Annotated in this window: 14 protein-coding genes; 9 read left to right on the forward strand and 5 right to left on the reverse strand. The window is 24.9% G+C overall.

Annotated elements, in window-relative coordinates:
• Window positions 1-690 (reverse strand): DNA (cytosine-5-)-methyltransferase (dcm, locus tag UDIV_RS03720; RefSeq protein ID WP_269317255.1); only part of this gene is annotated, 690 nt, incomplete at its 3' end.
• 51 nt (window positions 691-741) lie between these two features.
• Window positions 742-1,125: a DNA (cytosine-5-)-methyltransferase N-terminal subunit gene (gene dcm_N, locus UDIV_RS03725; RefSeq protein WP_231428089.1), complete on the reverse strand. Its 384-nt coding sequence runs from the start codon at window positions 1,123-1,125 to the stop codon at window positions 742-744.
• Between the two features lie 246 nt (window positions 1,126-1,371).
• On the opposite strand from dcm_N, the gene UDIV_RS03730 reads away from it, so the two are divergent.
• Genes UDIV_RS03730 through UDIV_RS03745 form a run of 3 tightly spaced genes read left to right on the forward strand, consistent with a single transcriptional unit; the run spans window position 1,372 to window position 4,823 of the window.
• Window positions 1,372-3,180: a S8 family serine peptidase gene (locus UDIV_RS03730; protein WP_038103514.1), complete on the forward strand. Its 1,809-nt coding sequence runs from the start codon at window positions 1,372-1,374 to the stop codon at window positions 3,178-3,180.
• On the forward strand, window positions 3,167-3,997 hold the full coding sequence (locus UDIV_RS03735; RefSeq protein ID WP_038103517.1) for a hypothetical protein: 831 nt from the start codon (window positions 3,167-3,169) through the stop codon (window positions 3,995-3,997). Before UDIV_RS03730 ends, UDIV_RS03735 begins: the two co-directional genes overlap by 14 nt.
• A 40-nt stretch (window positions 3,998-4,037) precedes the next feature.
• Window positions 4,038-4,823 (forward strand): hypothetical protein, encoded by a 786-nt coding sequence (locus UDIV_RS03745; RefSeq protein ID WP_156021882.1) that lies wholly within the window; start codon window positions 4,038-4,040, stop codon window positions 4,821-4,823.
• A gap of 129 nt (window positions 4,824-4,952) precedes the next feature.
• Here the strand turns inward: UDIV_RS03745 and UDIV_RS03750 are convergent, their stop codons facing one another.
• From UDIV_RS03750 to UDIV_RS04620, 3 genes are read right to left on the reverse strand one after another with little or no spacing between them, the layout of a single operon-like run.
• A complete protein-coding gene (locus UDIV_RS03750; protein WP_038103530.1) occupies window positions 4,953-5,495 on the reverse strand; it encodes an isochorismatase family protein in 543 nt (180 codons plus the stop codon).
• A 3-nt stretch (window positions 5,496-5,498) separates the two neighbouring features.
• On the reverse strand, window positions 5,499-6,155 hold the full coding sequence (locus UDIV_RS04615; RefSeq protein WP_197021679.1) for a hypothetical protein: 657 nt from the start codon (window positions 6,153-6,155) through the stop codon (window positions 5,499-5,501).
• Between the two features lie 34 nt (window positions 6,156-6,189).
• The gene (locus tag UDIV_RS04620) at window positions 6,190-6,687 is read right to left on the reverse strand and encodes a hypothetical protein (protein WP_197021680.1); all 498 of its coding nucleotides are present in this window, start codon (window positions 6,685-6,687) and stop codon (window positions 6,190-6,192) included.
• 330 nt (window positions 6,688-7,017) lie between these two features.
• Here UDIV_RS04620 and UDIV_RS03760 point away from each other — a divergent pair, with 330 nt between their 5' ends.
• The 6 genes from UDIV_RS03760 to UDIV_RS03775 form a co-directional block, all read left to right on the forward strand.
• Complete coding sequence (locus UDIV_RS03760) at window positions 7,018-8,082, forward strand: hypothetical protein (protein WP_038103533.1); 1,065 nt, start codon at window positions 7,018-7,020, stop codon at window positions 8,080-8,082.
• Window positions 7,967-8,515: a hypothetical protein gene (locus UDIV_RS04410; protein WP_156021883.1), complete on the forward strand. Its 549-nt coding sequence runs from the start codon at window positions 7,967-7,969 to the stop codon at window positions 8,513-8,515. Before UDIV_RS03760 ends, UDIV_RS04410 begins: the two co-directional genes overlap by 116 nt.
• 457 nt (window positions 8,516-8,972) lie before the next feature.
• A complete protein-coding gene (locus UDIV_RS03765) occupies window positions 8,973-11,282 on the forward strand; it encodes a S8 family serine peptidase (RefSeq protein WP_038103535.1) in 2,310 nt (769 codons plus the stop codon).
• The gene (locus tag UDIV_RS04415; protein WP_156021885.1) at window positions 11,275-11,445 is read left to right on the forward strand and encodes a hypothetical protein; all 171 of its coding nucleotides are present in this window, start codon (window positions 11,275-11,277) and stop codon (window positions 11,443-11,445) included. The genes UDIV_RS03765 and UDIV_RS04415 overlap by 8 nt, the downstream gene beginning before the upstream one ends.
• Window positions 11,384-12,784 (forward strand): hypothetical protein, encoded by a 1,401-nt coding sequence (locus tag UDIV_RS03770; RefSeq protein ID WP_156021886.1) that lies wholly within the window; start codon window positions 11,384-11,386, stop codon window positions 12,782-12,784. The genes UDIV_RS04415 and UDIV_RS03770 overlap by 62 nt, the downstream gene beginning before the upstream one ends.
• 528 nt (window positions 12,785-13,312) lie before the next feature.
• The coding region (locus UDIV_RS03775) for a hypothetical protein (RefSeq protein WP_038103540.1) at window positions 13,313-14,662 on the forward strand (1,350 nt) is incomplete at its 3' end.

Genomic DNA, 14,662 nt, shown 5'->3' on the forward strand with positions numbered 1-14,662 from the left:
ATTTTCACTAAATCCCATATACAAATAAGCTTCTATTTCATTGATATAGCGAATGATGTTTTCTTGTTGAAAATAGAATTTAAGTCGACTATTTGCTCCTGAAGCAGTTAATGTTGCTCCTTTGTTGATTGGTTTATAAATGTAGCTTTCTGAATTAAAGTTTGAATAATTAATTAACTTTGCTTTTGTAATATTAAAACTAGTTGTCTTAAAATCAGTGTGCTTGTATTTTAGTAAGTGTTCTAAATTATTATTAGCATATGGATTGTTAATAATATCTTCTAAGTTTGTACTTTTAGTTGGTGGTTTAGTTGGTGGAAAAGTGATATCTTTGTTTTCAGTTTTAAGGACTGATAACATAAAGACACGCTCTCTATTTTGTGGTGAACCATAATCAGTTGCATTTAAAATAGCATATTTACTACTATATCCTAATTTATCTAATGTTTCTATTCACTTATTAAAATCATTAATAAACTTTTTAGATACTAAACCTTTAACATTTTCAAGCAAAAGAATTTTTGGTAATCTGTCTTGATTAGATTTTAAGATACGCTCGATTTGATAAAGTAAACCACTTCTTGTTGATTCATTTAATCCTTTTTGTTTACCTTGTTGACTTAAGTCCTGGCAAGGGAATGAGTAAGTAAGAATATCAATATCTTTAGGTAGTTTACTAAAAGTTGTGATATCTGTCCCAGCTCTCTCTCTCTCTCTCTAAAAGAAGGGTTGAATTAGAATCTAATAAACTGCTCTCTCTCTCTCAAAAATTGATCGATATCTTAATTTAAAATAATCATTGTTTACATAACTATATAAATATGAAAACATTGATCTTAATTTATCTTCTTTCAATGATTTAAAATAAGTTGCTTTAACTACATCTTTAGAATTAGTACTAAATTGATGTTGATTTAATAACTCTACCATTTGTTCTTTAGACAAATTCTCTTCTGGTTTTAATACTCCATAGTGAATTATCATATAACTAATAATTGCGTCAATATAAAAATCACAACTACCTAAACTAACTACTTCTATACCGCTATCTTTATAAACATTTTTAAGCGCAGCATATTGACTACCAATACCTGCAAACATTTCAAATAATCTAACTTTTTTCATAAAAGTTATTATAACGCGTTAATTATTGATAAATATAATTAACATTATTATAATCATTATTAATTCTTAATAAAATTGAATATCAAAATAAGTAAAATTGGTATACAAAATTAAGGTTTTAAACAACATATTTTTATTAAAAACCAAGCAAAATAATAATGTGATTTTACATAAACTAAACCACTTGTAATATAATTTATATACTTTCAAAATTTACATTATTGTAGAAAGCAGGTAATAAAAAATATGTTTAAAAATAAACTAAAAACGATTGTTTTTACATCATTAGTTGTTACAACTGCAATTCCTTTTGCTTTAAGTGTTTTAACTAATGCTAACAATCAAAAAGTAATCTTAAATAATGAACAAAAAAATAACAAATCCAAACATAAATTAGTTGAAATACTAGAAGCGGATGTAATAGGTAATTCAACTAATAAACAAACGCCTAAATCATTAGGTGTTAAAAGATTTGACATTATTTTTAAAGCCAATAACGAAATTGATTTAAAATCAAAATTAAAAATAATTGCTAACAAATATTTAAAAATTAAAGAAGAAGACCTAGTTTTTATTTTAGGTAAATATTTAAAAACAATCTCTATTGCTATAACTAACAACCAAGACTATGACGCATTCAAAAATGCTCTTTCTTTGTTCGCATATGATGATAATGAAGTATCAAGTGTTTATGGATTTAAATCATCATATACTTACGAAGATTTTGTTTTAAAAAAGAAAAATAATAGTGGCGTTCGAACAACATCTAATCAAGAAGATAAAAGACATAATGTTGGATCAGCATTTGATTTACGACCATATGCTAACAATGACGAGCTTTTTAGCTTGGTTGGATTAACCCAATCAGTTAGAACTAAACATTTTAATGATTACATCGATTCTCCATTATTAAAAGTGGGAATTTTAGAAGCTGAGGGGGTTATCGATGGTTGAACTACACCATTTATATGAAATAATAAATACGGAAATGGTGCCAGATGAAGAAATGAACCATTTTATAATGAATCTTGAAGCAATCACGCTAACAATGTTGGAGAAATTATCGTTGGGCAAAAAGGGATAAATCCTACTGCTAAATTATGGAGCGTTGAACTTAATACAGAATGGAACGGTATGGCAGGAGAAATGGATTTTTTTCTTTATTGAGGAGTTAAGATAATAAATAATAGTTGAGTTTTTACAGATCCTGCAAACAATAAATGGATGCAGAAATATAATTATTACTCTAAATATGTTGATGAATTGATACAATCAAACCCAGAAATAATTAACGTTTTTTCAGCAGGAAACGCTTTTAATGGTAATAAAAATGAGAAACCGTACAAAGAAATAGCTGGAGTACAATTATCTAAAAATAGTATTGTTGTTGGTGCAATTAATCATAATTATAATCAACAAAAAACTGATTATAGCCAAATTGGCAATAACATAAACTATGTTACAGCTGTAACATATGGTGGTAATTATAATTTTTCTAGTTGAAATACTGATGAAACCGGTTTTACAGGTTCAGGAACAAGTTTTTCAGCACCAGTTATTACTGCATTATCTAGTATGATTGTGCAAAGAAATAAATACTACTTTGATAAAGGGCATGATTCTATCATCATGAAATCAGCCTTAATTTCAGGTTCGAAGAAACCTAATTATACAAACGAAATTTATACTGCTGAAACTGGGTTTGGGATTCCTCAATTTTATAGTGTTGATAGTGCTGTTAAAAATCTTCAATATTTCAAAAAAGCTGATTCAAACTTCTCTAGAAGAATCAAAGTATATTTGCATCAAAATGAAAATATAAGAGCTAATATATCATGACTTGTTAATCTTTCTGATGACAAGAATGTTGTTGATTTTGATATGAAAGTTTATGATCCTAATAATCGATTAATAACTTCTTCAATCGAAGGCGAAAGAAATACAGAAACTGTGGAGTTAAAAGCAGATAGAAGTGGATATTATGAATTTGAAATTTATAGATATGATAAAAACAATATAAAAAGGGATGTTGCTTTTACTTATGTTAAAAAATAAATGAAAATTTTTAATTCCTTTATCTAGCTTTTGTTTATTAACATTAATTCCTTTAGTTGCTGCTTCTTGTAGTGAAGTTGAAATAGCTAAAAAAACATACTATTCAAGATCTAAAACTGAAAATGGGTTAGATGTTTTAAGAGAATACTCACCAATAGGTTTGCACCAAACTCTTCCGTTTGGAGCTAAAAAAGAATTACCACTAAAGAAAACAATTTCAACAGATTGATTATGAAACCCATTGGACCTTTATCGAGAGTACGTTTCTGCTCTTATAAATTCTAATGATCCCCGTGATGATCATTTCAAAGCAAAACATGCAGCAACTTATGATCGAATTAACCAATTACAAGATCAATATGCCAAGACAGAAAATAAAAAAGAATCCAATCAATTAGATGCAGAAATTGAAAAATTAAAACGTAAAGTTGCTAATGATTGACAACAAAATAATATAGCTTTAAACAAAGATAAAATTTTCCATCTTATTAATAAATCTGAAGATTTCAACAAAATACAAACCGAACGATTTAAAAAATATTTCAAAGATTTTGATTTTAGTAATAAATCAATATTACTTATCAAAGGATATTTAGAAAGAAACGTAGATCCACCAGCTATTGGGGCGGGATATTGAATTAAAAACCTTACTATTAGTAACAATACTATTAATATTCAATATAAATATAAAGAAATACCGATAAAGAAAAAAAATCCACACATTACCAGCCCAGCTTTTAGAACATCATCAACAGTTCATCTTGTTGTAGTAGATAAAATAGAAAGTTTAGATAATTATCAAATTATTATAAGTTAAGCATTCAAAAAATAATACATGAAGGGGGTTAAATTTAATTATGTTAAAAAATAAATTAAAATTTTTAATTCCTTTGTCTAGCTTTTGTTTATTAATATCAACTCCTTTAGTTGCTGCTTCTTGTAGAAGTGATGAGTTAACATATGATAGATATCTTTTAAAATCTAAAACTGAAAATGGGTTAGATGTTTTAAGAGAACATTGACCTAATTCTGGTTCTTTTTCAACAAAAAGTTTATGAGATACTTCATCCCTTTTTAGCATATTGAAACAAAAGCATATAAATGATGATAATTTCAAAGCTAAATATTCTAATGAATTTAAAGAGATTGATGAAATAATGAAACAATATTATCAAAATTATAATAAATTTTCTGATTCAGAGAAAAAAGTAATGTTAGATAAAATTGAACAAATTGAATTCAAGATTGCAGATGATTGACAAAAGAATAATATTGCTTTAAATAAAAATAAAATTTTTTATCTTATTAATAGCTTAAACGATCTAAATAAATCACAAACTAGAAGATATAAAGGGCATTTTAAAGATTTTGATTTTAGTTCAAAATCAATACTTCTAGTTAATGGTTTAGACTCAAGAACAATATATAGACCTGTAGTTAGAGGGGTTGGATATTGAATTAAAAATTTAACTATTGTAAATAATACTATTAATATTGAATTTGGATATAAATATATTAAACCAAAAGAAAATACAGCAATAGCAGGTTCTCCTGTCCTCGGTTTTTCATCAATAGTTCATCTTGTTGTAGTAGATAAAATACAAAGTTTAGATAATTATCAAATTAATGTAACTAATCCTTAATTATCATTATTGATAATCTATTTAAATTAAATTAAATATATAAATAAAAACCCATTAATGAATGATACAAGATTGTACTTGTATTTTTCATATGGGTTTTTATAATACATTGATTTAATAAAATAGAATCTATAAACTATTTAAATCTAGTTTTTCTGTGATTTCTACATCAACCAATTGGTCTTTACCAATTAATCTTTTTAAACAGACAATTCCTGCATTATGTGCTAATTCTCCACCATTTGATGCACAATAATTAAGCAGAACAACTGGTCTGATATTATTCTCAAATAAAGCAGTTGCTACAATTAAAATACAACAATCAGTATCAGCTCCAACAATATAGATTTTATCTGGTAATTGATTATTATTTATTTCATAAAGCTTATCTAGAAATTGTTGATTAATGCAATTGTAAACATTCTTATCAACCACAAAATCAATATATTTTAAATATGAATTATCGATTGCTTGTTCGTGTTGATCTTTTAATTTATTTCATTTTAATCATCGCTCATAAACACTATTATCAGTATTTAAAAAACGTGTTGCAATTACATAATCAAATTTTTCTAATTGAAGTAAGTTAAATATTTTTTGTTTTAAAACTTTGGTTTGTTCATATCTAGCAAACCCGTTTTGCATATCAACTACTAATAAGATGTTTTTCATAAATTATTGTTTCTTTCTAACTATGAAATATGAACAAATAACAAATAAGATCAACATGATAGTTGCAAGGATTATATCACTTGTTTTTATTTCTCCATTAATAAGATTCCTTAATGGTTCATAAATACTTACTAATGTAAAAAGGACTAAGAATATTTCAGTTATAATTGCATATCTTGATTGTTTTTCATTAAGTTTAGCATTTGCAATTGCAATTTTATTTTCTAACAGTAAGAACAATTTATCTTGAATAATTTTAAAACCAGAAGTTTCATAAATAGATTCAAATGTATTCTTTTCACTCAAACTCATATTTGGAGTTAAGATTGTACTAATGTTTAATGATATATTAGTGGCTAAACTTTTTTGTTTTTGTAGTTGTAAATTTGTCATATTTGTTTTATTGATATTTTCAATTAAGCAATCGAACAAAAATCAACTTGCTTGCAACTCTATCTCATAATCTAATATTCTAGTTAAAGATTCTGACTCTTTTTCTTCAATTACAGCAACAGCTGCTCAAGATGATGTTATGTTTGATGAATTGTTAAACTCATTATTATGAAATCCATGAATATTATACATTTGGATTTTTGAGATTATAGAATTTCATTGCTCTTGATTATATATTTTATTAATGATCGTGGGATTCATCAACATATCAAATGATTTATCATTTTCTAATTTATAACAATTAGAGATAATATGATATAAAGAAAAATATATGAAAAACCCTCTTTTTTATATTAATTATTTGAAGAGATAATTCTTTCTTTTTAGTTATTAAACTTCAAATTTTTTGCATAAGCTGTTTTATCAGCTTTGAATCTAATAATTGATGATTTAATATCATATGTTGTTCATGTTGTTTTGAATAATATATTGCATAAGGGATATCTTTTTCAAATGCTTTTCTAACTTCTGTTAGATCAACAGAATTTATATTTTTAATAACAAAAACTCCGATTCCATAATCTAAAAGATAGCAAGAAATTGAATTATTTAACTTTATTGCTAAAAAACAATTAGATATATTAGTTTGCAATAATTCATATTTTTGTTCAATGATAAATTGCTTTAGAGTTGATGAAAATACTTCTTTTTGATACAAATCAGAATCATTGTTTTCATTGAACGATTTACCAATATCAAACGGGGCTAAATGCACAATATTCCAACTAATAATATACACCACAACAAACCTTATTGTTATCAATAAACTTATAAAGTTTAATTACCTTAATAAGATTCTTAATAAATATAATAACAGCAACAAAAGTTAAATTTCATTCACTTATTAAATTTTACAATATTTTAAAACTATATATTGAGATCGAGCATAATTAAAATTAATTTTATGTTTTCAATATTAAAAAAATAATCATTATATATGATGTACAATAACTATAAAACTTAATATCATTTTCGCTTTTTCTAATAAATGTTAAAAACCATTTAAAATGATATAGTACTTATAATAATAATAATAATAATATATTGTTTTAAAAGAGGGGGCTGACCTATGAATAAAAGATTAAAATCAACCATTGTGTTTAGTTCATTGTTTTTAGTTTCTATTCCTGTTGTATTAGCTTCTTGTACTCAAGAAAAGGAAAAACCAGCTATAAAAAGTACTCCTAAAAAATCATTACTTGAAGAAAATATAAAAATATCTGATCCTACAGTAGTTAAACAAACTCGACCACTTGTAGCACTAGAACCAGCAAAACCAATACAAATCTTATTAAATAACATAGATAAGAATTTGAAATTTGTTGATAACAAGTATGTTCTAAGCTTTAAATTAGACTCATCATATCAAGATAAATACATTCAAGTTCAGCTTACAAAACCCAATAACAATGATGAATTAATCACTTCTAACAAAGCCAAAATAAGTAAAGATGGTTCAGTTCAAGTTTCTTTTGCTAACTTAGAAGATAATAATGAATATTTAATCAATAAGATCTTTATTTATCAAGAAATTAATTCTAACAATGGTTCAAACCATCAAATCTCAAATCCTAAAGATGATTTATCAGTTTTTACTAAATTATCTGATATTCAACTTGAAGCTAATTCTCAACTAATTGAATACTACTATGAAGAGTTTAAAATCAAACTTAATAATTTATTGAAATGAAAAAATAAAGAATTAGTTCTTGTTGTTGAAAACCAAAGAACTAAAAAGAGATTTAAATCATTAGCAAGTAAAATTGAAAATATCAATCAAGACTTTTTCTTTCTTTATCTCTATTCAGTTTATGATCAATATAAAATCGTTGAACTTAAATATTTCAATGAAGAATATAAAGATGAAAAAGATGAATATATTTCAATCCCGTTAAGTGAGGAAATCAAAAACCAAATTTTTACTGTCAAATACAAAACAAATTTAAAAGCCAACCCTTTTACTAATGAAAAAGATAAAGAACGACTTTATGTTTTAGATGGTTTAAAATATCTTTCAAATGATAATAAAACATTCTATTTTTATTATTCTGATCGGGCTGATATTTTGGACCAAAACACCAAAAAAAAATATTATTGAACTTGTAAGTGAAACAACACCAGTTCAAGAATATAATAAGAAGTTTTTTATAATCAAAAGCAAAGAGGAATTATTATCAACTTTTAAATCTAGTGATTTAAATATAGATAAAATTGTTACAACTAATTTTGATAATAAAAATTTATTAGTTCTTTTATTTCTAGAGTATACTGACCCTTATTTTCGTCCACAATATCGTATTAAAGTACCAAAAAGAGTTGATATTGATTCACAAACTAAAACAATAAATGTTGAATTAGAAAAAAATAACAATCCGCCTTGGTTTAAAAATAAAAAAGATCTTTCAAAGCGTCCAAATACTATAACAACTGATAATTTCCAAAACTATCCAATATTCTTATTAGAAGTAGATAAAATTGATAATTTAAGTGAATACAATCTTAAATTTGATTTTAAGGATAAAGAAGACGAACTAATTGAATGAGATTCTTTTCCTTGAAATGAATAATGAGTAGATAAAATAAAAAGCCAATAATAACTTTTATTAAATTAAATCAATACCAAACACTATAGTCATAGTAATTTTACTATTAGCTATCATTATCAAAATAACAATCAAAAATTCTAATTAAACTTACTTTAAAAAGAAACTAAATGAGTTACCGGCTCATATTTTTGCTATTGTTTTTTTAAAAAAAGGTGTAAAACTAAACAAGATTTGTGTTTCGCTATTCTCAAATAAATTGATTTTGTTGCAAATTATAGTCATACTCAAAATTTGCTACAGTACCTTAGTTAGAGTAATATAAAATATCGATTTGATAATTATATTTAATTATATTATGTGGATAAATTTTGTCGCTTATAATCTATATATAATCAATATTTATTATTTTTACCTATGCTATAATAACCACAATATAAATTTTAAAATTAGTTTAGTTACTAATAGGTGGTATAAAACTATGAATAAAAAAACAATTAAAAGAGTTATTTTACTTACATCATTACCATTAATTATAGCTACACCCTTTTTAGGAATTGCTGCAAATAAATTAGAAAATACAAATCAATTCCAGCTCGGTTTTGAGATTTTAATGAAAAATAATGTAGATCAGAAAACAATATTGACTAAACTTAAGGATTTTTTAAAAACTAAAAATTTAGAAAACCAAATAGATTACAAAGTTTTTGAATTTACTAACAAATTAACTATTTTAACTATTTTTAATAATAAAAGTGCTTTTGAAACAAGCTTAGAATCATTCTTTCAAAATAATACTAATTCACTTAATGCTATTTTAATTGATGAGTATTTAATAAATAGTTCAGAAGAAGAAAAAATACTTATACAAAATAATGACTCAAACCATATTGTTCGTGATTATTTATCAAAGCATAAAAATATAATTAATAATTACAAACAAGCATCAACACATAAAGACGGAGAATTAAATTCTAATAATTTCGAATATATTGATTTAGATAAAGCAGCTAGATATTTTCATTTCAAAAACACTTTTAATGAATTAGGAAAGTTATCTGTTGGGGTTTCTGAAATTTATAAATTAAAAGAAGATAATTTGGGTAAATTATCATGAAACTATAATTATGGTTTATTAAATTTAAATTATGATAGTAATAATGTTCCAAAAGATCCTAAAGATCCATATAATTATCATTCAAATGAAGTTGTAGAAATTTTAGCTGGTTCTAATGGTATCAACCAAACCATTGAAGTTAAAACACTTCCGATTGGCGGTGCATTAAGTGACGAAAAAGTAAAAAACTTAAAAAATTTAAAAACTTTTTTGATAAATAATAGTTATGGTTACACTGCCAAATTCATCAATGATAATCCTAAATATAAAAAATATAATAATGCATCTAAATTTCTAGATGAAATAATTGTCAAAAATCCTGAAATTATTTATGTTTTTTCAGCAGGTAATGATTTTGTAAAAAATACAAAAGAATTGGTTGGGAGAAAATTATCCCTAAATTCAATTGTTGTTGGCTCTCTTGGAAATGGTACTAACAATAAACCAATTTTAGAAAAAGCAAAATACAGCCAAATTGGCAACAACATAAATTATTTATCTGTTACTGCGCCTGGTGAATTTGAATTCAGTGATTATCTTAATAATAATGAAAATATTCTCAATGGAACAAGTTATTCAGCACCTGTAGTAACAGCTTTGGCATCAATGCTTCTGCAAACTAACAAACAACAATTTGATATTGGACACGATTCAATAATTTTTAAATCTGCACTCATTACTGGAAGTAAACACCCTCATAATCAAAATTATAGTAATGAATTAGGTTTTGGTATTCCTCACTATTACTTAATGAAAGAAGCAATGAGAAATTTAGTTTACATAAAGTCTGAAAGTGGGATTACCAATAGACATATAAATGGAAATACTCATATTCTTGAAAAATCAGATCCAAAAGTTGTTCAAACAATACAAAAACAATTTAAGAAAAACAGTAGAGTACGAATTAGTCTTGCTTGGTTACATGAAATTACTGATGAAACTGTTCCAATATATAAAGAAATAACAACTACTGAATATGTTCGTGAGTATAATCGCGATAACATTAAAGTTTCCTTTGATTCAAACTATACTGGTGATAACTTACCAAAAGTTGATCCAATTAGCAACCCATATTTGCTTGAGCGTGATCTTATAATCCCACATTGATTTAGTGATGAACGTAAAATTGAACTTTTGGGAAGATACTACATGGAAAGTTTAAAAGAGCCTGGTTTGGTAGAATCTGACCCATATTTTAATTTATTTAATCACAGCGGGTTAGCTTCTGAACCAAGTGGAACTGGTGGAACTCCAACAAGCAGATATGGATGATGTCAAGATCTAACAAAAGATTTGACAAAATATATGCGAAAAGGAAATATTCCTGAGTGGTTATCCAAAGATTACGAGAATCATTGTGCTATTTCAGATGATGATAAATACTATATGGATGATTATTATGCTCCGAGATATATAGAAAGAAGAGTAGAGAAAAAAGTAAATATTGAGGACGGAGTGAGTAAAATAAAATCGCGTATTGATTTCAATTTAAATGTATACAATTCTAAAAATGAACTAGTTAAAAAGGTTAATATTAATCCTCATTTTAATGTTGAAATGGCAGAGTTTATAGCAGATGGTGAGACTTATAGAATAGAAGTTTCAAGAACTGATATTTCTAATAAAGGGGCTCATGTTGCATTGACTTTTGTTGAGGATTTAAACAATGAATAGAAAAATAAAATCAACTATTATATTTAGTTCATTGTTCTTAGTTTCTATTCCTGTTGTATTAGCTTCTTGTACAAATGAAAACAAAAACCCATCTACAAAAAGTGCTCCTAAAAAAATCATTACTTGAAGAAAACATAAAGATAACTGATCCTACAGTAGTTAAACAAACTCAACCACTTGTAGCACTAGAACCAGCAAAACCAATACAAATCTTATTAAATAACATAGATAAGAATTTAAAACTTGTTGATAACAAGTATGCTCTAAACTTTAAATTAGACGCATCATATATAAATAAGTATGTTCAAATTCAGCTCCAAAAAGCTGATGATCAAGATGTTTTAATTACTTCAAATAAAACAAAAATAGCTAATGATGGATCAGTTCAAGTTTCTTTTGAAAACTTAGAAGATAATAATGAATATTTAATCAACAAAATCTTTATTTATGAAAATAATAATTCTAACAAAGATTTAAACCATCAAATCTCAAATCCTAAAGATGATTTATCAGTTTTTACTAAATTATCTGATATTCAACTAGAAGCCAATTCTCAACTAACTGAATACTACTATGAAGAGTTTAAAATCAAACTTAATAACTTATTGAAATGAAAAAATAAGGAATTAGTTCTTGTAGTTGAAAACCAAAAAACTAAAGAAAGATTTGAATCATTAAGAAGTAAAATTGAAAATATCAATCAAGACTTTTTCTTTCTTTATCTGTATTCAGTTTATGACCAATATAAAATTGTTGAACTTAAATATTTCAATGAAGAATATAAAGATAAAAAAGATAATAAAGATGAATATATTTCAATCCCATTAAGTGATGAAATTAAAAACCAAATTTTTACAGTCAAATACAAAACTAATTTAAAAGCCAACCCTTTTACTAATGAAAAAGATAAAGAACGACTTTATGTTTTAAATGGTTTAAAATATCTTTCAAATGATAATAAAACATTCTATTTTTATTATTCTGATCGGGCTGATATTTTAGATCAAAACACTAAAAAAAATATTATTAAATATGTAAGTGAAACAACACCAGTTGAAGAATATAATAAGAAGTTTTTTATAATCAAAAGCAAAGAGGAATTATTATCAACTTTTAAATCAGGTGCTTTAGATATAGATAATGTTGTTACAACTAATTTTGATAAGAAAAATTTATTAGTTCTTTTATTTAAAGACTATACATCCGGTTATTTTCGTCCAGAATATCGTATTAAAGTACCAAAAAGAGTTGATATTAATTCACAAACTAAAACAATAAATGTTGAATTAGAAGAAAATAACGAAGCACCTTGGTTTAAAACTAAAAAAGATGTTTCAAAGCGTTCAAATACTATACCAACTGCGAATTTTCAAAACTATCCAATATTCTTATTAGAAGTAGATAAAATTGATAATTTAAGTGAATACAATCTTAAATTTGATTTTAAGGATAAAGAAAAAGATGAAACAATTGAATGAGATTCTCTTCCTTGAAATGAATAATGAGTAGATAAAATAAAAAGCCAATAATAACTTTTATTAAATTAAATCAATAACAAATACTATAGTCATAGTAATTTTACTATTAGCTATCATTATCAACATAACAATCAAAAGTTCTAATTAAACTTACTTTAAAAAGAAACTAAATGAGTTACCGGCTCATATTTTTGCTATTATTTTTGTAAAAAAAATGGTGTAAAACCAAACAAGATTTGTGTTTCGCTATTCTCAAATAAATTGATTTTGTTACAAAATATAGTCATACACAAAATTTGCCGCAGTACCTTAGTTAGAGTAATATAAAATATAAATTTAATAATTATATTTAATTGTATTATGTGGATAAATTTTGTCGCTTATGATCTTTGTGATGATAAGTAAATATAGACACTTATATAACTTAATATCATCAACTTTCCACTTATTAATTAAAGTAAGTAAATCAATATTTATTATTTTTGCCTATGCTATAATAACCACAATATAAACTTAAAAATTAGTTTAGTTACTAATAGGTGGTATAAAACTATGAATAAAAAATTAAAATCAACTATTATATTTAGTTCATTGTTTTTAGTTTCTATTCCTGTTGTAATAGCTTCTTGTACTCAAGAAAAAGAAAAACCAGCTAGAAAAAGCACCCCTAAAAAATCATTACTTGAAGAAAATGTAAAAATATCTGATCCTACAGTAGTTAAACAAACTCGACCGCTTGCAGCACTAGAACCAGCAAAACCAATACAAATGTTATTAAATAGCATAGATAAGAATTTAAAACTTGTTGATAGTAAGTATACTCTAAGCTTTAAATTAGACTCATCATATCAAGATAAATACATTCAAGTTCAGCTCACAAAACCTAATAACAATGATGAATTAATCAATTCTAATAAAGCTAAAATAAGTAATGATGGTTCAGTTCAAGTTTCTTTTGAAAACTTAGAAGATAATAATGAATATTTAATCAATAAGATCTTTATTTATCAAGAAATTAATTCTAACAATGCTTCAAACCATCAAATCTCAAATCCTAAAGATGATTTATCAGTTTTTACTAAATTATCTGATATTCAACTTGAAGCTAATTCTCAACTAATTGAATACTACTATGAAGAGTTTAAAATCAAACTTAATAACTTATTGAAATGAAAAAATAAAGAATTAGTTCTTGTAGTTGAAAACCAAAGAACTAAAAAGAGATTTGAATCATTAGCAAGTAAAATTGAAAATATCAATCAAGACTTTTTCTTTCTTTATCTCTATTCAGTTTATGATCAATATAAAATCGTTGAACTTAAATATTTCAATGAAGAATATAAAGATAAAAAAGATAATAAAGATGAATATATTTCAATCCCATTAAGTGATGAAATTAAAAACCAAATTTTTACAGTCAAATACAAAACTAATTTAAAAGCCAACCCTTTTACTAATGAAAAAGATAAAGAACGACTTTATGTTTTAGATGGTTTAAAATATCTTTCAAATGATAATAAAACATTCTATTTTTATTATTCTGATCGGGCTGATATTTTGGACCAAAACACCGAAAAATATATTATTAAATATGTAAGAGAAACAACGCCAGTTGAAGAATATAATAAGAAATTTTTTATAATCAAAAGCAAAGAGGAATTATCTTCAACTTTTAAATCAAGTGATTTAAATAAAGTTGTTACAACTAATTTTGATAAGAAAAATTTATTAGTTCTTTTATTTAAAGACTATGCATCCACTAATTTTCGTCGAGAGTATCGTATTAAAGTACCAAAAAGAGTTGATATTAATTCACAAACTAAAACAATAAATGTTGAATTAGAAAAAAATAACCGTGCACTTTGGTTTAAAACTAAAAAAGATGTTTCAAAGCGTCCAAAT

The organism is Ureaplasma diversum NCTC 246, assembly GCF_000731915.1.
In the GTDB taxonomy this organism is placed as follows: domain Bacteria; phylum Bacillota_I; class Bacilli_A; order Mycoplasmatales; family Mycoplasmoidaceae; genus Ureaplasma; species Ureaplasma diversum.